Origin of the sequence: Corallococcus terminator, from assembly GCF_049194865.1 — a bacterium.
In the GTDB taxonomy this organism is placed as follows: Bacteria; Myxococcota; Myxococcia; order Myxococcales; family Myxococcaceae; genus Myxococcus; species Myxococcus terminator_A.
On record NZ_JBLZWL010000001.1, the window covers coordinates 78,688 to 96,923 of the forward strand.

16 protein-coding genes are annotated in these 18,236 nt (G+C 70.8%); 8 read left to right on the top strand and 8 right to left on the bottom strand.

Annotated features, from left to right (window positions below; translation table 11 throughout):
- The first annotated feature begins 21 nt into the window (after nucleotides 1-21).
- The 4 genes from ACN469_RS00320 (at nucleotide 22) to ACN469_RS00335 (ending at nucleotide 3,620) form a co-directional block, all read left to right on the top strand.
- Complete coding sequence (locus ACN469_RS00320; protein ID WP_498763002.1) at nucleotides 22-483, top strand: DUF3302 domain-containing protein; 462 nt, start codon at nucleotides 22-24, stop codon at nucleotides 481-483.
- Nucleotides 483-1,664: an HlyD family secretion protein gene (locus ACN469_RS00325; protein ID WP_498763004.1), complete on the top strand. Its 1,182-nt coding sequence runs from the start codon at nucleotides 483-485 to the stop codon at nucleotides 1,662-1,664. The genes ACN469_RS00320 and ACN469_RS00325 overlap by 1 nt, the downstream gene beginning before the upstream one ends.
- A gap of 13 nt (nucleotides 1,665-1,677) precedes the next feature.
- Nucleotides 1,678-3,108, top strand: coding sequence for an efflux transporter outer membrane subunit (locus ACN469_RS00330; RefSeq protein ID WP_498763006.1), 1,431 nt, complete (start codon nucleotides 1,678-1,680; stop codon nucleotides 3,106-3,108).
- Nucleotides 3,109-3,257: 149 nt separating this feature from the next.
- Nucleotides 3,258-3,620 (top strand): cupin domain-containing protein, encoded by a 363-nt coding sequence (locus ACN469_RS00335; RefSeq protein ID WP_498763008.1) that lies wholly within the window; start codon nucleotides 3,258-3,260, stop codon nucleotides 3,618-3,620.
- Between the two features lie 7 nt (nucleotides 3,621-3,627).
- Here the strand turns inward: ACN469_RS00335 and ACN469_RS00340 are convergent, their stop codons facing one another.
- A complete protein-coding gene (locus tag ACN469_RS00340; protein ID WP_498763010.1) occupies nucleotides 3,628-5,238 on the bottom strand; it encodes a hypothetical protein in 1,611 nt (536 codons plus the stop codon).
- An 80-nt stretch (nucleotides 5,239-5,318) separates the two neighbouring features.
- On the opposite strand from ACN469_RS00340, the gene ACN469_RS00345 reads away from it, so the two are divergent.
- Nucleotides 5,319-6,167, top strand: a complete 849-nt coding sequence (locus ACN469_RS00345; RefSeq protein WP_498763012.1) for a hypothetical protein — start codon at nucleotides 5,319-5,321, stop codon at nucleotides 6,165-6,167.
- Between the two features lie 10 nt (nucleotides 6,168-6,177).
- On the opposite strand, the gene ACN469_RS00350 is transcribed toward ACN469_RS00345, so the two are convergent.
- Entirely contained in the window at nucleotides 6,178-6,720 is a 543-nt protein-coding gene (locus ACN469_RS00350) for a DUF1579 domain-containing protein (RefSeq protein ID WP_498763014.1), read from the bottom strand.
- Between the two features lie 24 nt (nucleotides 6,721-6,744).
- Here ACN469_RS00350 and ACN469_RS00355 point away from each other — a divergent pair, with 24 nt between their 5' ends.
- On the top strand, nucleotides 6,745-7,866 hold the full coding sequence (locus tag ACN469_RS00355) for an ATPase, T2SS/T4P/T4SS family (protein WP_498763016.1): 1,122 nt from the start codon (nucleotides 6,745-6,747) through the stop codon (nucleotides 7,864-7,866).
- Nucleotides 7,867-8,189: 323 nt separating this feature from the next.
- Nucleotides 8,190-8,954 (top strand): TonB family protein, encoded by a 765-nt coding sequence (locus ACN469_RS00360; RefSeq protein WP_498763017.1) that lies wholly within the window; start codon nucleotides 8,190-8,192, stop codon nucleotides 8,952-8,954.
- On the opposite strand, the gene ACN469_RS00365 is transcribed toward ACN469_RS00360, so the two are convergent.
- Entirely contained in the window at nucleotides 8,935-10,485 is a 1,551-nt protein-coding gene (locus tag ACN469_RS00365; protein WP_498763019.1) for a DUF4153 domain-containing protein, read from the bottom strand. The two genes, ACN469_RS00360 and ACN469_RS00365, sit on opposite strands and share 20 nt — an antisense overlap.
- Nucleotides 10,486-10,622: 137 nt before the next feature.
- Nucleotides 10,623-11,030 (bottom strand): arsenate-mycothiol transferase ArsC, encoded by a 408-nt coding sequence (locus ACN469_RS00370; protein WP_498763020.1) that lies wholly within the window; start codon nucleotides 11,028-11,030, stop codon nucleotides 10,623-10,625.
- A gap of 270 nt (nucleotides 11,031-11,300) precedes the next feature.
- Between ACN469_RS00370 and ACN469_RS00375 the strand changes: the two genes are divergently transcribed.
- The gene (locus tag ACN469_RS00375; RefSeq protein ID WP_498763022.1) at nucleotides 11,301-12,281 is read left to right on the top strand and encodes a TerC/Alx family metal homeostasis membrane protein; all 981 of its coding nucleotides are present in this window, start codon (nucleotides 11,301-11,303) and stop codon (nucleotides 12,279-12,281) included.
- Here ACN469_RS00375 and ACN469_RS00380 read toward each other — a convergent pair.
- From ACN469_RS00380 to ACN469_RS00395, 4 genes are all read right to left on the bottom strand, one after another.
- Nucleotides 12,278-13,135, bottom strand: a complete 858-nt coding sequence (locus tag ACN469_RS00380) for a hypothetical protein (RefSeq protein ID WP_498763024.1) — start codon at nucleotides 13,133-13,135, stop codon at nucleotides 12,278-12,280. The genes ACN469_RS00375 and ACN469_RS00380 overlap by 4 nt on opposite strands.
- A 132-nt stretch (nucleotides 13,136-13,267) precedes the next feature.
- The gene (locus tag ACN469_RS00385) at nucleotides 13,268-15,526 is read right to left on the bottom strand and encodes a sensor histidine kinase (RefSeq protein WP_498763025.1); all 2,259 of its coding nucleotides are present in this window, start codon (nucleotides 15,524-15,526) and stop codon (nucleotides 13,268-13,270) included.
- Nucleotides 15,527-15,804: 278 nt separating this feature from the next.
- The gene (locus ACN469_RS00390) at nucleotides 15,805-16,287 is read right to left on the bottom strand and encodes a thermonuclease family protein (protein ID WP_498763026.1); all 483 of its coding nucleotides are present in this window, start codon (nucleotides 16,285-16,287) and stop codon (nucleotides 15,805-15,807) included.
- Nucleotides 16,275-18,179 carry a lamin tail domain-containing protein gene (locus tag ACN469_RS00395; protein ID WP_498763028.1) on the bottom strand — a complete coding sequence of 635 codons (1,905 nt, stop codon included), beginning with the start codon at nucleotides 18,177-18,179 and terminating at the stop codon, nucleotides 16,275-16,277. Before ACN469_RS00395 ends, ACN469_RS00390 begins: the two co-directional genes overlap by 13 nt.
- Between the last annotated feature and the right edge of the window lie 57 nt (nucleotides 18,180-18,236).

The following is an 18,236-nucleotide window of genomic DNA, read 5'->3' on the forward strand; positions in this document are numbered from 1 at the left end:
GCGACAAGGGGGACGGGCGTCATGCGATGGCCAAGGGGGGCCACCACCGCGATGCGATGGTGGGGATGGGTGGCGTGGGCTCCGCTGCCGGCGAACGCGTCGCTCCTCAGCGGCGACACGCTGGACACCGCGGCGGACGTGCTCAGCTGGATTGTCATCGTCATCGCCCCGGTGGCGTTCATCGCGGGGTTCTGGATGCTCCACATCCTCCCGGAGAAAATCGCGGAGAAGCGCCATCACCCGCAGCTGGCCGCCATCAAGATGCTGTGCCTGCTGTCGCTGTTCTTCGGCGGGCTCCTGTGGCCGCTCGCGTGGCTCTGGGCCTACTCCAAGCCGTCCCTGTACAAGCTGGCCTACGGACATGACAGCGTCCCGCCTCCGCACGGTCCGGAGCTCGGCGAGGGCGACGACTCGGCGCTCGCGGTCCGCCCGGGCCCGGCCTCCGAGAGCACCACCCCTGGCGAGCGCGGGGAGCCTCACTGATGGAACTGCTGCTGCTCCTCGTCTACGCGGGCGTCGTCTGGCTGGTCTTCTTCAAGTTCAAGCTGCTGCCCTGGACCTTCGTCTCCCAGGTCATCGTCTTCACCCTGCCCATCATCGGCATCGCGGCGCTGCTCCTCCTCGCCAACGTGTACGCGCCGTCCTCGTCGGACGCGCGGGTGATGAACTACGTGGTGCAGGTCGTCCCGCGAGTCTCCGGGCGCGTCATCGAGGTGCCCATCCAGCCCAACAGCGCGGTGAAGAAGGGCGACGTGCTCTTCCGCATCGACCCCGAGTCCGCGCGACTGGAGGTGGACGGCCTCAAGGCCAAGGTGCGGGAGGCGGACGCGAAGGTCGCCGGGGCTCGCGTCATCGAGCAACAGCTCACCCTGGAGCGCAAGACGGCCCAGGGCAGACGGGCGTCGGTCGCGGCCCGGCTCAATCTGGCCCGGCGGCGCGTGCAGCAACACAAGGTGCTCACCGCCAACGGCTCGGGAAACAAGTTCGACCTGCAGCAGGTGCAGACGGAGGTCCGCAACCTCGAAGGTGAGCTGGCCGCCGCGAACGCCGCCGTGGGGCAGGTCGACCAGAGGCTCCAGTCGCGGACGGACGACGGCACGCTCGTGGACCTCGCCCAGGCCGAGGCCGGACGAGAGCAGGCGCGCGCCACGCTGGCGGACGCGGAGTGGCGGCTCCGGGAGACGGTGACGTACGCGCCCGCCAACGGAACGGTGGTGAACCTCCAGCTTCGCGCGGGCTCCTACGCGGCGGCGCTGCCCATCTCCCCCGTGATGAGCTTCGTGGAGGACGAGCAGTACGTGGTCGCGTACTTCAATCAGAACGAGCTGCACCAGGTCCAGCCGGGCGACGAGGCGGAGGTCACCCTCCTGGCGTTCCCGAACCGCGTCATCAAGTGCCACGTCCAGTCCGTCGTCTGGGCGACCGGCCAGGGACAGCTTCCCCTCACGGGGGTCCTGCCGGAGACGGGAGCCGAGACGCTTCCTCCCGGGCGCTACGCCGTCACGCTCAAGATTGAGAAAGAGCAGGGGGACAAGATCCTCCCAGCCGGAGCGCGCGGACACGCCGCCATCTACACCCAGTCGTTCCACCCGGTGCACGTCCTGCGCAAGGTGATTCTCCGGGTGGGCACCAAGCTGGACTGGCTGATTCTCAAGCTGCACTGAGGAAGGGCGGAACATGTGGGAGCGCCGGCGGTGGGGATGGCTGCGGGCCGGGGCGGTGCTCGTCATCGGCGGGGGTGTCGCGGGGTGTCCCACGCGCGCGCCGCCGCGTGGACAGGAGGTCATCCAGCAGGCGCTTCCGCACACCGCGCTCGCCACCGCGTGGACGTCCCCCGGCGCACCGGAGGGCGGCATCCAGGATGGGTGGCTGGCGACGTTCCAGGACGAACAGCTCCAGGCCCTGGTGACGGAGGCGCTCAGCCGCAACCCAGACCTCCGCTCGACCGCGGCGCGGGTGGACCAGGCGTCGGCGATGCTGGGCGTCGCTCGCGCGGGGCTGCTTCCCACCCTCGACCTGGAGGCAAGGGAGTCCCTGGGGATTGGTCAGGGGCTGGAGGGCGTGCTGCGCGGCATCGACCTCTCCGCCGGATGGGAGGTCGACCTGTGGGGCAAGCTCCGGTACCGCCGCAACGCGGCCCAGGAGACCATGGCCGCGGCCGAGGCCGAGTTCGAGTTCGCCCGGCAGTCCCTCGCGGCCACCCTGGCCAAGGGCTGGCTGCTGGCCACCGAGGCCCACCTCCTGGGATGCATCGCCGTCGAGCGGGTCAAGATGGGAGAGGAGCTCGTCCAACTCACCACCACGCGACTGCAGGTCGGCGTCACCAATGAGCAGGAGCTGTCGCTGGCGATGGCCAACCTGGACTCGTATCGCGACACCGTGAAGCAGCTGGAGCTGACGCGCGTGCAGGCCACGCGCGCGGTGGAGCTGCTCGCCGGGCGCTACCCCTCTGGGACGCTGGAGCCGAGGAGCTCCCTCGTCGAGCTGCCCGGCCCGGTGCCCGCGGGGATTCCCGCCTCGGTGCTCGAGCGAAGGCCGGACCTGATGGCCGCCGAGCGCCGCGTGGCCGCCGCGTTCAACCGGGTGCAGGAGGCCAGGGCCGCGCGGCTTCCCTCACTGCGACTCACCGGCGCCGTGGGCCTCGTCGACAGCGACGTGGTGGTGCTGAAGGAGACGCTCACCAATCCCACGGGCGGCGTGGCGGCCGGACTGCTGGCGCCTCTCTTCCACGGCGGGGCCCTGGCGGCGCAGGTGCGCGCGCGGACGGCGGAGCAGGAAGCGGCGCTCGGCGAGTACGCGTCCGCGGCCCTGCGCGCCACGAACGAGGTGGAGAACGCGCTGACGAGCGCGAGAGTCCTCGGCGAGCGTCGCGAAATCCTGGAGCGGGTCGTCGCCGAGCACGCGCGCGCCTTGGAGCTCTTGAATGTCGACTACCGCGTCGGGAAGGTCGACCTGCGCACGCTGCTCCAGCAGACCCTGCTCGCGGACGCGGCGCGAATCTCCCTGCTGCGCGTGCGCAGCGAGCAGTTGATTCAGCGCATCAACCTCCACCTCGCCCTGGGCGGTGGGTTCGCCGTCCCCGCCGAACCGAAGCCGGCCGCGAAGTAGTCCGCGCGCCATCCGGTCTCGACGGACTGTTCCTGTCGCGTCGAACAGTGGAGGTGACTCGGTTCACTCCGAAGGGGTGGGTGTCGGGGGCCACGTGCGGTAACCTGCCCGACCCAGACACACCACCCCGCGGTCTCACCGAGCCCTCGATGCCAACCCTGATTCCCGCCCCCATCCGCGTGACAGCCGTGGGCAACAAGCCGAAGCTCATTCACGAGTTCGTCGGTCGGGCCACCTCCAAGACCTCCGACGTCAGCGTCGCCCACATGAACAGCCCGGGCGGCTGGGAGGAGCCGGGCCAGAAGCCCGAGTTCAAGGAAATCACCCTCGTCCTCGCCGGCGTCCTGCGCGTCGAGCACAAGGGCGGCGTGCTCGACGTGCGCGGCGGACAGGCCGTCATCTGCGAGCCGGGCGAGTGGGTCCGCTACAGCACCCCCGAGCCCGAGGGCGCCGAGTACGTCGCCATCTGCCTCCCCGCCTTCTCGCCCAGCACCGTCCACCGCGACGCCTGACGCGCCTTCAGCGCGCGTTCACCATCGTCACGAAGAACTCGCGCAGCGCGCGGAACAGCCGCTGCGTCACCCGCTCGTACCAGGCCTGGTCCTCGTCGGACTCGAAGAACTCGTCGTTCCACGAGCCCATGCCGCCAAAGACGTCCGCCACGGAGCAGGCCAACAGGCCGCGCAGCCGCTCCTCCGACGAGGGGAACACCTGGAACAGCTTCACGAGCGAGAAGCGTCGCTCGAACGCGTCCCACGCCCGCTCGCTCAGCCCCGCCCCCTTCAATGCCTCGCGCACGGCCGCCAGTCGGTCCGGCGCGGCGTCCCGGAGCTGGAAGCCGGTGTTCTCCAGGACGGAGCGCGCCAGCCCGAAGGCCTCCGCGAAGGGCGAGCCCTTGCGCAGGGCGAACTCCTCCGCGTCCTTCAGGCTCGACAGCAGCTCCGCCCGCGTGTCCGTCGACGCGCGCGGCGACAGGAGCGGCGAGCGCGCCACCTTCAGCGCGTTGAACAGATACATCTGGTAGCGCGAGTCATTGGGCACCAGCCGCAGCCGCTCCCGCTCCGGAATCAACCCCGGGTCCTGCGCCCGCGCCTCCTTCGTGAAGCCCTGCGCCCGCACGCGCTCGCGCAGCGGCTCCGGGACGATGAGCTCCGCGCCGCGTGCCTTGCAGCACATCTGGAGCTCCTCCATGAGATTGCCGGAGGGAATCCCCTGCACCACCGCGGGCTCCGCCGCGGCCAGCAGCTCCTTGAGCGACTGGGACGTGTACGGCGTCGCATCCGGCGCGATGAACCGGTTGAGGTTCTCCGCCGAGCGCGCCCAGACCTCCTCCGCGAAGGGTTGCGCCTCCACCAGCGTCACGAAGTCCCGCCCGAAGTCGTCGCCCGACAGGTACACCCGCTCGTCCGACGGAACGAACTCCGCCAGTCGCTCCGGCGGCAGCAAGCCCCGCTCGAAGTCGTCCGGGTCCAACGTCTGGAAGAAGGGGCGGAAGTCCTCGGACAGCGCCACCACGCCACCGGTGCGCACCACGGTGGACTGGAGCTCCTTGAGCAGGTCCCCGCCGAGCAAATCGAACAGCGCGGCCCCCTCGCGCGAGCACACGTAGTCCGCCACCTGTGACGGCGACACGGCGGGGCGCTGGTTCAACGTATTGGAGTCGGTGATGACGCGTGAGAGTGCCTCCAGCACGCGCTCCGCGTTCGGCTGGGCCCGGGCGAAGTCCACGAACTGCCGGGGGGTGATGAGCGAGGAGCTGCTGAAGACGACCTCCAGCCGGTACAGGTTGTTGCCCTGCTTCGTGCGCACGTCCAGCACCAGGGCCTCCGAGTTGACGAAGGCCGCGGCCACGTGGTCCGGCAGCTCACCGGGCCCCAGGCCGCCCAGGTCCATGGCGCGGACGCTCACCAGCTCCTCGCCGTCCAGCACCTCGCGCCACGCCTCCAGCGGCAGCTCCCGCCCCTCCCGCGTGCGCGCGCCCACCGAGTACGTCCCTGGCACCTCCAAGAGCCGCAGCGTCCACCCCGACCCCAGCCCCGTCTCCAGCCGCGTCAGGACGTCCAGCCACTGCTCCCGCTCCACGCGCAGCAACGAGACGGTCAACGCCAGCACCAGGTCATCCAGCTTCATGCACGTCCTCTCACCGGGCCCTGGGCCCCGCACGCGTGTCCCTCCGGTCGCGCGCGCCGTCCGCCTGCTAGGGTTATCCCATGCGCAACGCCCGACGGGCGCTCCTCTTCCTGCAATTGTCCATCGCCCTCACCTCCGCCCGCGCCGAGGATTCCGCGTCCCGGGATTTCCCCCTGGGGTCGGCGGGACACGCGCCCCGCCTCGAGGCGGTGGCCGGGCCTTGTGAGAACGGCTCGCGCACCCTCCGCGTCCAGCTCACGTCCGAGGGCGCGGCGAAGGCCTCCGCGACGATGCCGGAGCCCTGGGACACCCTGCCATGCGGGCTGACGCGCTCGTCCAGAGCGGGGTGGCAGTGGGCCGGTGGCGAGGAGGAGCAGCTGCGCTCCCTCTCCGTGCGAGGAGTGGCGCTGGGCCAGGACACGACGGGACTCCTCATCTCGGTCGAAGGCGGCTTCGAGCACGTCCGTCGCCATCATGTCCTCTTCGTCCCAGGCCCCACGGGCGCCACCCGCGTCTGGGAAGGCACCGAGCCACAGGGCCCGAGCACCGGGTCCAGCGCCACGCCTCGTGGAGACGCAATCCTCTTCCTGAACACGGACCACGGCGGCGCGGCGGGGCTGGAGGATATCTGGAAGCTCACCCGGGTGACCTGGGACGCGAAGCGCCGGAAGGTGACCGAGGCCCCCGCCAGCGCCTGGGCCGTCCTGCTGGCCACGGAGGACTCGCTCACGAAGGCGCGCGCGACAGAGGCGAAGCTGGAGGAAGCCACGGGGAACAAGGCGCTCCTCGTGCTGCCGACGGATGACTTCCCCAAGCTGAAGCCCGGCCTCTGGGTGGTGGGGCTCTTCTTCCCCTCGCGTCAGGAGGCCGAACACATGCGGGTGGCGCTGGAGCCCAAGGCGAAGGGCTTCGTCCGCCGCGTGCGCTGAAGCGCTGCGACTAGCCCTGGCGGCGCGTCAGCCGCGTCTCCACCGCGCGGTCCTCCTGGCCCTCGGGGGAGATGTTGAAGGACTCGAGGACCACGGTGTCCGCGTCCGGGTGATGAATCACGGTGCGCCAGCCCCACTTCTGCTTCTGCGTGACACCCTGCTCGTCGCACATGCTCGCCGTGTAGCTCCCGAGCATCGACACACGTCCGTCGTCCCGGGGCGCGCCGGTGGAGAGCATCATGTTCGCGCTCATGTGGAAGCTGTCCACCCAGGCCGCGGTGTAGTGCCCCTCCGTGCGGTCGAAGCCGAGGATGAGCTGGCCCGCGTGCGGCTTGCCCATCGCCGTGGAGTGGTAGTCGATGCGCACGAAGCGCCCGCCAAGCAACGGCTCGATGCGCGCGTGGGTGCGCGACTCCTCGGGCGCACCGGACGGGTCGAACCACGTGCGCGTCGGCCCTTCCCAGGCGCCCACCCACCGGGTCAACACTCCGTGCTCCGCGCCCGGGTCGAACTCCGCCGTGGGCGCGTTCGTCGCATTCCAGTCTTGGCTCATGCCCTCTTCGTAGCCCCGAGGCTCGTGGTCGTCATCACAAAGACACGTGACGCATGTCATCATCGACGCCCCACGGGAGACCACCGCCTGAGCACACTCGCCACGACCCACGCCGCGCTGATTACCGGTCTGCTCGAACAGTTCGCCGCCGAGGGCATCCCCGTGCCCCGGCCACCGCCGCTCCCCACGACACCCGGGGAGGCCGCCACGGCCCTGTTCTCCATCGCCGCGCAGACACGCACCCTGGTCTTCTCCGTCTGGGCCGATGAGGACGGAGACACACTCATCGCCGGTACCTCTTTCTTCATCGCCCGCGCCGATGCGCCCGAGCACCAGGGCCTGCTCGGACAGGACCGGCTGCCGGTGCGTCAACCCTTCGCGCCCGCGCTGCATGCGTCGCTGAGCGAGGCCATCCAGGCGCTGTCCCGACGCGGCCAGGACGACGCGCGCCCCGCGCGTGGCACCGTCGCGTATCCGCCCGATGCCAGCGACCCGGACGTCCTCTTCTGGGTGACGTTCCAGGACGGGCCCCTGGCCCCCAGCGTCACCGCGTACGCACGGGACCGTCAGCTCCGCGCCGCGCAGCCTGACTTCGCGTCGCTGAACCTGGGCGCGAGCGAGGCCGCGTTCCTCACCGAGCGCTTCCTGCGGCTCGACACGCTGTTCCAGGGACAGCCGGTGGTGTTCTCCGGCGCGCGCGGCACCGGACGCAGCACCTCGCTGCATGCGGCGATGGAGGCGCTGCCGGACTTCACCAACGTCCTCGTCGCGCTGGAGCACCCGCGCGCCGTGGATGCGCGGCTCGGCATCGTGCGCGTGAGTGACACGACGCCGCTCGCGCAGGTGGTCCGCGCGTTCCTGCGACAGGACCCGGACGTGATTCTGGCGGACGAGCCTCGCGGCGCGCAGGACCTCCAGTTGCTCATCAACTCCGCGCTCACCGGCCACGGCACCGTCTTCGTCCTCGAAGCGGAGAGCCCCGAGGCCGTCCTCGCGAGGCTCCACGAAGCCCTGCCCGAGGTCCCCGTCACGCCGCTCATCGTCCACCATGCGCTGGACGCGGCCACCGGCAAGCCGGTCCGTACGCTGCACACCGTCACCCGGGACGAATCGGGGCAGAGCCACCTCCGTCCCTACGGAGCTTGAGGGGACACGGGCGTCGCGCAACGTCCTCGCGGGTCCTGAAGTGGAGTCCTGTGGACACGCGCATCATGGAACGCGCATGGATTGGGCAGGAAGTCAGCACCATCGTCTGGCGCTCCGGGGCAGGTCCCCTTCACCGCGACGAAGACAGGCACTACCCCCGTGTCAGGTGGATGGGGCCTCCCGCTAGACTTTCGATTCCAAGCGGGAGGAAAGGGGGTTGGGACATGCCGGACGAGAGTCCGAAGGACGGCCACGTTGGGGCGGCGCTTTTCGCCTCCGTCGCCCACGCGCACTCACGCAGGGCGGCGAGCACGACACGCACCTTGTGGTTGGCTCCCCTCGCGGTGGCCTTCCACGTGCTCGTGCTCGTGGGCTTGGACACCATCTGGCACGGCTCCACGCGCGCGCCCCAGCTCGCCACGCAGGATGACGACACGCTCGTCCTGCGCCTCCTGGCCGCGCCGCCGCCGCCTCCTCCCGCTCCCGCCGCCAGCACGACGTCCGCGCCACGTCAGGCCTCCGCTCGACGCGCCCGCTCCTTCCCGAAGCCCAGCACGCCCAGGGCCTTCACGCGGCCCTCGGAGCCTCGGCCGCTCCCGACTCCCGAGGCGCCACCTCCGACGGAGCCAACCACCCCGGACTCCGCCACCGTCGAGGCCCGCGCCACGGCCTCTTCAAGCGGTGTCTCCGGCGGCGTGGCCGGAGGGGTCATCGGCGGCGTGGTGAACAGCGTCCTCGCCGCGAGCAGCGCGGGGCTGCTCCCCGTCGCGCAGCCGCCCCCCTCCCTGGAGGAGCGCACCGCCTGGGAGGAGAAGTACTTCGAGGTGATGTTCCGAGACCGCTTCGAGAACGTGCGCTACCCGCACCAGGCCGCCATGGCCGGAATCGAAGGGCGCTTCTCGCTGCGCATCACCGTCGGAGCCCGAGGCCAGCTGCTCGAGGTGTCCGTCGTGGGCCCCTGTCCCCACTACGTCCTGTGCGACGCGGCGCAGGCGGCGGTGCGCGACGCGGCCCCCTTCCCGCATCCGCCCGCCGCGCTCGGCCCTCGCGTCACGGTGGAGCTGCCCTTCAACTACCACCTGCGCTGACGCGCGACGCGACCACCGACTCCACCGCGCGACACGCCCGCCAGCGCGACAGGCTCCACTCCGGCCACGACATGGCCTCACATTTTTCCGTCAGCTCGTCCTCGGCCAGGCCCACCCTGCTCGTGAGCTTCCCCGAGGCGACCCCCCGCACCAGCTCCGGCACGGCATCCGCGGAGAGCGAGTACAGGTAATCATCATCCACGTGCTGGTCCGGCGCCATCCGCGCGATGTTGAGCCGGACGATGAGCGCGTCGGGGTTGATGACATTCACGGCCAGCACCGCACCCAGCGCCGCGACGAAGGCCCCCACGGCGAAGCGCTCCGGCCGCCACCACAGCGTCACCGCGCGCCACGCGAGCACCCCGCCCAGCGCGAACATGAAGACATGCGTGAAGACGCGCAGCCGCGTGTAGCCGAACGCCTCCTCGTAGAGCGTCATGCGCTTCACCGCCGAGGCGACGATGACCAGCGTCAGCGCCACCATGACGGAGGCCCCCACCTGGAAGACAGTCCTGGCCAGCGGTGACTCGCGGCGGGTCCACCGCGCCAGCGCCATGACCAGCCCCAGCGTCAGCATGGACACGACCATCAGCTCGAAGAAGCCCCGGCGGGCGTACGTCGCATACGAGTACCCGGGCGCCGGAGACGACGCATCCCCGATGAAGAGGTACGCCACCTGGACGCCCGCGAAGGCGAGGAACAGCGCATCCACCGCGAGGATGAGCGTCAGCGCCTCGGTGAGCCCCAGCCTCGGCGACGCGAGCGCCACCTCCTCCTCGCCCGCCTCGCGCCCCGTGCGACGACGCAGCGAGTGGCCCAGCACGCTCGCGGCCACCGCCGCCGAGAAGAGCACCCCCACCACCCGGCCCACCGACGCGCCCAGCAGCGCGCCCACGTCCACCTCCCACACCCGCTGCACGGCCGACGCGAACACCGCGTCCGCGGACGACAGCAGCACGGCGAACACCGCCAGCACCGGCACCGCGAGGAGCAGCCCCCGCGCGAACGGGAGGATGCGCGGCGCGTGCCGCTTCGCGGCGCTCAGGTCCACCGACTCACGCACCAGCGCGGGCGGATGGAGCAGGCCACGCAGGGCGGTGCCCAGGACCACCCCGGGATAGCCCCACAGCCCCAGCCGCTGCACGCGGCCCGCGCCCCAGAAGTGCGCCAGCAAGAGCACCAACGTCCCCGTCGTCAGCATGTTCAGCGCCGTGAGCCACGGGCTGTCGCGCACCGCCACGAAGCCCGACACGGCGAGCAGCGGCGCCAGCAGCCACGCATTGGGCCGCGCGCGCTGCCAGCCCTCGCGTCCCCCCAGGCCCACGAGCACCGCCACCAGCGCCGACACCAGCAACGGGAAGGACACGCCCCAAAAGGGCCGCCCCCACAGCAGCACCTCCGCCAGCACGCCCAGGGCCAGGGCGGCCACCAGCGTACGGCGCGGCGCGCGCGGCCTGGGCAGCCCCAGCGGCGGGGGCGGCGGCGCGGACGGCGCGGCGATGACGGGCGTGGACGGAAAGGTCGAAGACATGACGGCGCACCTCGGACGGACGTCGGCTCGAAACGTCCTCAGGATGCGCCAGGGGCCGGGAGCAATGAGGCTGGAGCGGGCGAGCGGTCGGCTCTCCACCCCAGCCGGCTCCCCTGCCCGGCTGACCGGCCGGCACTTCAGCCGGCGCGCATCCAGCCCTCGCGCTCCAGCAGGCCCGCCACGCGCGCGGCCACCTCGTCGCGGATGCGGTGCACCAGCACCTCCGACTTGCCCTTCGGGTCGTCCAGCGGCCAGTCCTCGCGCTGGAGCCCCGTCACCTGGGGACACGCCTCGCCACAGCCCAGGGTGATGAGCCAGTGGGCGTCCCGCGCCAGCTCCTCCGTGAGCTGCTGGGGCCGGGCGTCTGTCAAATCCAGGCCCGCGTCACGCATCGCCTCGAGGACCTCCGGATGCACGCTCTCGCCAGGCTGCGTCCCCGCGGAGATGGCCCGCGCCTTCTCCGGGTCCGCCAGCACGTTGAAGAACGCCGCCGCCATTTGCGAGCGGCCAGCGTTGCGCACGCAGGCGAAGATGACCTTGTTCATCGGTACCACTCCTCCAATTCCATAGGCTCGTCGCGCCCCTCCCCCACGCGACAGTCATGGGCATCCCCTCACGGGCCGCCCCGCGCGGAAACTGACACATCCCGTGAAGGGATGCTCGCAAAGAGAGCGAAAAGCCCCCCGCCCGCCAGTATGGGTTGGTCAGCCCACATCCCCCTGCCCGGGGGTGTCTGGCCCACCCCATTCCTGACGCGGCGCGTACGGGAAACTCCCCCCGCCCGCGGGGAGGATGCATAGATTCACACGACGAACATGCATGCGATTCCCACATGGCTCTGGGGGGTCTTCTGGGTGGCGGTGCTGACGCTGCTCGTGGTGGACCTGCTGTCGCACCGGGGGCACCACGGCGAGTCACGCCGGGCGGCCTGGATCTGGAGCGGCGTCTGGATTGCCGCGGGGCTGGGCTTCGGCGGCCTGGTGTGGGCGGTGCTCGGGGGGCACGCGGCCCAGGAGTACGTGGCGGCCTGGCTCATTGAAAAGAGCCTCAGCCTGGACAACGCCTTCGTCTTCCTCGTCATCTTCCAGAGCCTGTCGGTGCCCCTGCGCGCGCAGCACCAGGTGCTCTTCTTCGGCATCTTCGGGGCGCTCGTCTTCCGCGCCCTCTTCATCTTCGTGGGGGCCGCCGCGCTGGAGCGCTGGGGCTGGGTGTCCTACGTCTTCGGCGCCATCCTGCTCGTCACCGCGCTGCGCGTGGCGCGCGAGGACCCGGCGAAGCAGAAGGACAACGGGGCGGTGCGCTGGCTGTCCAAGCACCTGCCCGTGACGCAAGAGGTGCACGACAAGAAGTTCATCGTCCGGCGCGAGGACGGCCACCGCGTGGCCACGCCGCTGCTCCTGGCGCTCATGGGCCTGGAGCTGACGGACATCCTCTTCGCGGTGGACTCGGTGCCGGCCGCCTTCTCGGTGACGAAGGACACCTTCATCCTCTACAGCTCCAACGCCTTCGCGATTCTGGGGCTGCGGGCGCTGTACCTGGTGCTGGCGGGCACGCTGGGCCAGCTGCGCTACCTGCACTACGGACTGGCGGGAGTGCTCGGCTTCGCGGGCCTGAAGATGGTGGTGGAGCCCTGGCTCCACATCCCGCCCCTGCCGTCGGTGGCCATCATCGCCACGCTGGTGGGCGCCTCCGTCGTCGCGAGCCTCCGGGCCCGGCGTCGGGACGCCCGGGGGCCCCCCGCTCCGGCCTCCTCCGACGGGGAGGGACCGGAGCCGGAGCCTCCGGCGCGACGCTAATCCTCGAGCTCTCCGCCCGCACCGGCGCCCGCGCCGCTCAGCTCGTCGGTGGCGCCACCGAGCACGAAGCCGTCGAAGGCCGGGTTGGCCATCACCTTGACGCGGTCCTCATGCTTCTTGAGCAGCGCCAGGTTGGCGGCGGTGGCCTGCTTCGACTCCTCGGACGGGGGCTGGTCACCCGTGCCGTCCTCGATTTCGGACATGGCGGCAAGCTGCTCCTGGATGGCCGCCTGGGACGCCTCGAAGTCCGCGCGCTCCTCGGCGGACAGCTTGTCGTTCTCCAGCTGCTTCTCCACCACCTTGAGCTGCTTCTCCATGGCCTCCACGGCCTTGCCGCTCATCTTCTTCATCGCCTCCGTGCCCTCCGCCACCATGGACGCGTAGACGGTGCCGGTGATGGTCTGGAACTCGTTGGGCGACATCCCGTGCTGCTTGAGGCTGGCGATGTACGCGGTGCGCACGTCCGCCATCATCGACATCATGAGGTTCGCGGCCTCCATCGCGGAGTCGAAGGACGGCTTCGCCTCCTCGTTCTTCGTGTCGTGCTTCTCCTGGAACGCCTGCGACTTCTCCTCGTAGGTCTTGAAGACCGGCAGGGCCGACTCGCGCACGGAGAGGTAGGTCAGCAGGCGCTCTTCCTTCAGCGGCAGCACTTCACCGTCGGCCGGCACCGCGAAGGGGTGGCTCTTGTTCAGCTTCGCCAGCTCCTCTTGCTGCACCTGCATCTGCTTGACGGCCTCGAGGCTGCCGCCCGCCTTCTTCGCGACCCACACGCCACCGATGACCACCGCGGCGACGATGCCGAAGATGATGACGCCACACCCAATACCAAGCCCGATGAGGACTTTCTTCATTCACCCCTCCGAGGGAAATATGCCTGAACCCCCCGTGCTAGCCGGGTGCGCCCCCAGGAGCAAGTGGCCGCTGCCTGCCAGGTCGCTCCAGGACACTCCTCCCTCGGATGACGGAGGGCGGGCCCTTCGAGGTCACGGACTCATGGGCGGTGGGGAAGAGAGCGCGCGGGGCAGCCGCACCATGAAGAGGGTGCCGGCCTCCTCCGACGAGCGCACGCGCAGTCGGCCGCCGTGCGCGTCCACGATGTGTTTGACGATGAAGAGGCCCAGGCCCAGCCCTCCCCGTCCGTCCTTGGCCTCCGGGCGCTCGGCGCGCTTCATGGGCTCGAACAGGCGCGGCAGCAGCTCCCGGTGGATGGGCGTCCCCATGTTGTGCACGCAGAGCATCACCGTGTCGCGCGTGCCATGCGTGCGCACCAGCACCGGACAGTGGATGGGGCTGTAGCTGAGGGCGTTGTTCACCAGGTTGGTGATGACCTGGGCCAGCCGGTCCGCGTCCCACAGGCCGGCGCCGTCCCCACCGAACTCCAGCTCCAGGATGCGCTCGGGGTGGGCCAGCCGCACCTCGTCCATCACCTGCCGCGTCAGCTCGTGCAAGTCCAGCGGCCGGGGCTGCATGGGGATGCCACCGCCCAGCCGCGCCTGGGTGAAGTCCAGCACATCGCGCAGCATGCGCGTGGCGCGCTCGGCGCTGGAGAGGATGCGGTCGATGACCTTGCGCTGCCGCTCGTCCAGGTTGTCCCGCCGCAGCAGCGTGGTGGACGCCATGGTGATGGCGGAGAGGGGGTTGCGTAAATCATGCCCGACGATGCCGATGAGCAGCTGCTCGAACTCCGCGCGACGCCGGGCCTCCTCCTCCGCGAGCCGCCGCTCGGTGACGTCATGCATGGCGCCCACCATGCGCAGGGCCCGGCCCTCCGCGTCGCGGACCACCTGTCCCCGGTCCTCGACGACCGCCCATGAGCCGTCTCCCCGTCGGAAGCGGTACTCGTCTCGCCACTGGTCCATGCCCTCGTCGATGACCCGCTGCATCTCCCGGGCAACGCGCTCGCGGTCCTCCGGATGGATGGCCCGGGTCCACCAGTCGATGTCCATCTCCACCCCCTCCGGAGCCAGGAGGAACTGCCGGGCAGCCAGCTCGCTCCACTGGATGTCGCCGGTGGACAGGTCCCAGTCGTAGATGACGTCGCGGGTGGCCAGCGTGGCCAGCCGGTAGCGCATCTCCGACTGGCGCAGCACCTCCTCGGCGCGGCGGCGCTCGGTGATGTCCAGGGACACACCGGACACGCCCACCACGCTCCCGTCCGGCCCCAGCTCCGGGGAGACGTAGGCCATGAACCAGGAGCCCCCCATCTCCAGCTCCAGGGAGAAGCTCTCACCCGCCTGCCCGCGCCGAGCGGCGTCCAGCAGCTCCGGCCGGCCCGCGTACACCTCGGAGGTGTTCCGGCCCACCACGTCGCCCGTCCGCACGCCCATGGCGCGCAGGCCCTCGCCCTCCATGAGGGTGATGTTGCCCACCGGGTCCGTGGCCCACAGCACGACAGGCAGCTCGGTGATGACGCGGCGCAGGCGCTCGCGGGCCTGGTCCCGCTCGTGCTGGGCGCGCCGGGTCTCGGTGACGTCCGTGGAGATGCCGCACACCCCATCCACGTGCCCTCCTACGCCTGGCAGGGGGAACTTGAGCGCCTGGTGGATGTGCCAGCCATCCTTCCACCGCACGTGCTCGTCGTACTCCAGGGGCTGTCCCGTCTCGAGGACCCGGCGGTCAGCGGCGGTGAACGCGTCCGCCACCTCCGGTGGGAACAGCTCGTGGTCCGTGTGGCCCACCACGTCGGCGCGACTCACGTCCGCGGTGCTCTCGAAGGCGCGGTTGACGAAGAGATACCGGCCCGCCTTGTCCTTCGCGTAGATGACGGCCGGCGCGTGCTCCAGGATGTCGTGCAGCTTCGCCTCCGTGGCGCGCAGGGTCCGCTCATGCGCCTCCGCGTGCCGGACCACCGCGTCCGCGATGCTCGCGTCGATGGCGCGGTTGAGCGCGCGCAGCCCCTGGAAGTCCGGCGCCCACCCCGACTCCTCCAGCACCTCGACGAGCACGTCCCGCAGCAGGCCGTACTCACGCACCACCGCGGCGATATCCGCGCCCACCCGGGTGTGCACGCCACCACTCCCCTGAGGGAACTGGACCTCCTCCTCGGCCGAGACACCGAACAGCCGCAGCAGGCCCACCACGGAGTCCACCCATTCCAGCGAGCCCGTCGCCTGCGTCGGAAGCCGCAGCAGCCCCTCTCCTCGCCTCGACACCGCTCGCTCCTCCCAACGCCGGGCGATGTCCTCCCGACGGGAGACCAGGACGTCTGTCAGGGGGCCGATGGGCGCGGGACAGGAATTCATGAGAGCCCCCTTCCCACCCTGGCGCGGGGAGCACCCTCGTCCTCGGGGGCGCGCGGCCATGGCGGACGGGTTCCAGCCGGACAGCACACGCCCTCCCGGGTGCGCGCCGTCGCTGGCCTGCCCTTCGCCGGCCGCTCCCTCGAGCGGACCGGCCTGGATGATTGGCGCGTAGGCATGGCCGTCAGGATTGGAATAGGGCGCCCGGTGCCTCCAAGCTCCCTGCCTTTTCGGGCCGCCTGGGTGGCGCCTCGCCCTGGAAGCGTGCTCGGAGTGACTCATCACGAACAGGGCACCGGCGAGCAGGCACCCCACAGGCCCCGCCGCGCTCGTCGGGCCTGGGACTCCAGCGCCTCCAGCTCCGCGCGTCGTGAGCTCCCGGCGGGTGGAACATGGAGCACGCAGGCAAAGCCTCGCTCCACCAGCAGCGCGCTCACGTCATGGCCATCGACGGTGACGTAGGCGAGCCGCCGACCGAAGCGGTCCTCGCACGCCTCCGCGTCCACGAGCGTCACCTGCCGCCCTTCCACCAGACTCCGGTTGAAGGCCAGGGCCTCTCGACCGAAGCAGTCGTGACGTCCCGCCGTGCTCTCCGGGGTGTCGGCGAGCAGGTAGCGGATGCGCTCCCCGCCTTCGAGCACGAGCGTGTCGCCGTCGATGACCTCCACCACGCGGCCCGTGTGCGGTCCACACCCCGGCCCCGCGTCACCACCACAGGCCCCGAGCAACCCCACCAGGACGAACGCGAGACTCAGGGCACGCATGCGCGGTTCTCCAGTCCCGGCGTTCCCCGGTCCCCCAGGCCATAACGCGCCGACGCTGGCGCGAGGCAGAAGCTCCCTGGCGCGTCGTTGCGCTGGGGGTCGCTGCTCGCGGGGCTCACCTGCCAGGACACTCCCGAGGTCGCGGCGTTCGTCCAGGTGATGGCATCCAGCATCCGGCCGCCCAGCGCGAGGCGGAGCGAGTGGTTGCCCGCGGCATTGGGCAGGTTGAAGGAGAACGTGGCGAGCACCGAGGGAAGCCCGCCATTGAGCGCCGTCTCCGCGCTGCGCGCGAGCACCCCTCGGGCCCCGGCCTTCAAAGACAGACACAGCGCCGCGTCGAGCACCGTGTTCGCTCCGCCCTCGTTCATCAGCGTGACGCCATTGAGGTCCACCTCGCGCGGCGCGAGGACCTCCACCCACTCCCCCACGCTGTCCGCCACGGCGCTCGGGTCGGCCATGAACTCCGTGAGCACGAGCGAGCCCACCTCCGGTAACCGGACTGGGCGCGGCGTGCCCGTCACCCGGTCGATGCACGTGGGCACCGGGCTCCCCGCGTCTGGAGCCCCCGCGTCTCGGGCTCCACCGTCGGGGGCACCCGCGTCTCCGAGCCCCCCGGCGTCCTGTCCACCGTCACGGGTTCCTCCACCCGTGGAGCCCGCATCGGAGCCACCATCACGCCCGGCATCCGGAGTGCCTCCACCCGCGTCGCGTCCTCCAGCGGGGGCGCCACCATCCGGCCCTCCACCTTCGCCAGCCGCGCAGCTCCGGTTCGCACGCCCAGGCGTCCCCAGGTTGCCGCGCGAGCCATACGCCTCCGAGGCCCGACACCACGCCTCCGCGGAGTCATTGGTGGACGCGTTCGACTTCTCCACGGACACCTGGGTCGCCACGCCGTCCTCCGCCGCGCCGTAGGCAACGGCATCCACGAGCGCGTCACCGGACCGCACCTGCACGACCCCTCCCGTGTTGCGCAGGTCCACGTTGAACGTGGCCACTGGCACGGGGAGCCCACCGTTGAGCACGGCCTCCGAGCGTCGGGCGAGCACCGCGTACCCTCCCGCCTGAAGCGACAGACAGTGGGGCCCCTGCACCTTCGTGCCCGTGGTGTCGGTGCCCAGCGTCAGTCCATTGAGGTCCACGGGCACGGTGGCCAGGACCTCCACCCACTCGCCCACCGTGTCGTCACCGAGCGGATTCACCATCAACTCCGTGATGACCAACTCGCCCACGCGAGGCCGCTTCACGGCCCGAGCAACCAGGGAGCCCACGGGGATACAGGTCTCCGCGCGCTCGTGCTCCTCGGCCGCGCCTTCCGTCGGCGCACAGGGCGCATTCGCCGCGCCAGGGCTTCCCCGCGCTGCCCCCGTTACCGAAGGGACCGCGCCGTCACACCATCGCTCCGGGTCATCATTGCCAGCGGAGTCCGGGACGAGCCGCCCGTCATAGCCACGGGCGACGCCGCTCTTCGTGGGCGCGGTGAGAGGCGCTTCGTCAATCACCCGCTCGCCGCAGCGCACGCCCAGCCGTCCCGACGTGTTGCCCAGCGCGCCCAGCGACTCGCCATAGGACAGGTCCACATGCGCGGGCATGGGCCCTTCGCGAACATCCCCCAGCACCAGGTAGTCCCCGGGCGATACCGACAGCGGCTCCGCGAAGAAGAACCCCTTCTCCTGCGAGCCATCCGCGCGTGATGCATAGAGCGTCATCGACTCCAGGCTCACGGGCACCTTGAGGGGGTTGTGAAGCTCCACGTACTCCCGCCCCGTGTCGGTCCCCTCCGGGTCATTCAGGAACTCGGTGATGACCAGGTCCCCCGGCAACACGTCCGCGCACGCGGCCTCCGCCCCCTCGTCCAACGGCGCACCACACGCGGCCATCCCCAACCAACACATCCACCCCAGCCTCCATCCCCAACCCCTCACGTCGATGTCCTCCCCTCTCGTTTCTCC

What these genes read in the sequence shown, in the direction of transcription:
- ACN469_RS00320 (WP_498763002.1), top strand. Translation starts at nt 22, where the DNA reads ATGCGATGGCCAAGGGGGGCCACCACCGCGATGCGATGGTGGGGATGG.
- ACN469_RS00325 (WP_498763004.1), top strand. Translation starts at nt 483, where the DNA reads ATGGAACTGCTGCTGCTCCTCGTCTACGCGGGCGTCGTCTGGCTGGTC.
- ACN469_RS00330 (WP_498763006.1), top strand. Translation starts at nt 1,678, where the DNA reads ATGTGGGAGCGCCGGCGGTGGGGATGGCTGCGGGCCGGGGCGGTGCTC.
- ACN469_RS00335 (WP_498763008.1), top strand. Translation starts at nt 3,258, where the DNA reads ATGCCAACCCTGATTCCCGCCCCCATCCGCGTGACAGCCGTGGGCAAC.
- ACN469_RS00340 (WP_498763010.1), bottom strand. Translation starts at nt 5,238, where the DNA reads ATGAAGCTGGATGACCTGGTGCTGGCGTTGACCGTCTCGTTGCTGCGC.
- ACN469_RS00345 (WP_498763012.1), top strand. Translation starts at nt 5,319, where the DNA reads ATGCGCAACGCCCGACGGGCGCTCCTCTTCCTGCAATTGTCCATCGCC.
- ACN469_RS00350 (WP_498763014.1), bottom strand. Translation starts at nt 6,720, where the DNA reads ATGAGCCAAGACTGGAATGCGACGAACGCGCCCACGGCGGAGTTCGAC.
- ACN469_RS00365 (WP_498763019.1), bottom strand. Translation starts at nt 10,485, where the DNA reads ATGTCTTCGACCTTTCCGTCCACGCCCGTCATCGCCGCGCCGTCCGCG.
- ACN469_RS00370 (WP_498763020.1), bottom strand. Translation starts at nt 11,030, where the DNA reads ATGAACAAGGTCATCTTCGCCTGCGTGCGCAACGCTGGCCGCTCGCAA.
- ACN469_RS00375 (WP_498763022.1), top strand. Translation starts at nt 11,301, where the DNA reads ATGCATGCGATTCCCACATGGCTCTGGGGGGTCTTCTGGGTGGCGGTG.
- ACN469_RS00380 (WP_498763024.1), bottom strand. Translation starts at nt 13,135, where the DNA reads ATGAAGAAAGTCCTCATCGGGCTTGGTATTGGGTGTGGCGTCATCATC.
- ACN469_RS00385 (WP_498763025.1), bottom strand. Translation starts at nt 15,526, where the DNA reads ATGAATTCCTGTCCCGCGCCCATCGGCCCCCTGACAGACGTCCTGGTC.
- ACN469_RS00390 (WP_498763026.1), bottom strand. Translation starts at nt 16,287, where the DNA reads ATGCGTGCCCTGAGTCTCGCGTTCGTCCTGGTGGGGTTGCTCGGGGCC.
- ACN469_RS00395 (WP_498763028.1), bottom strand. Translation starts at nt 18,179, where the DNA reads ATGTGTTGGTTGGGGATGGCCGCGTGTGGTGCGCCGTTGGACGAGGGG.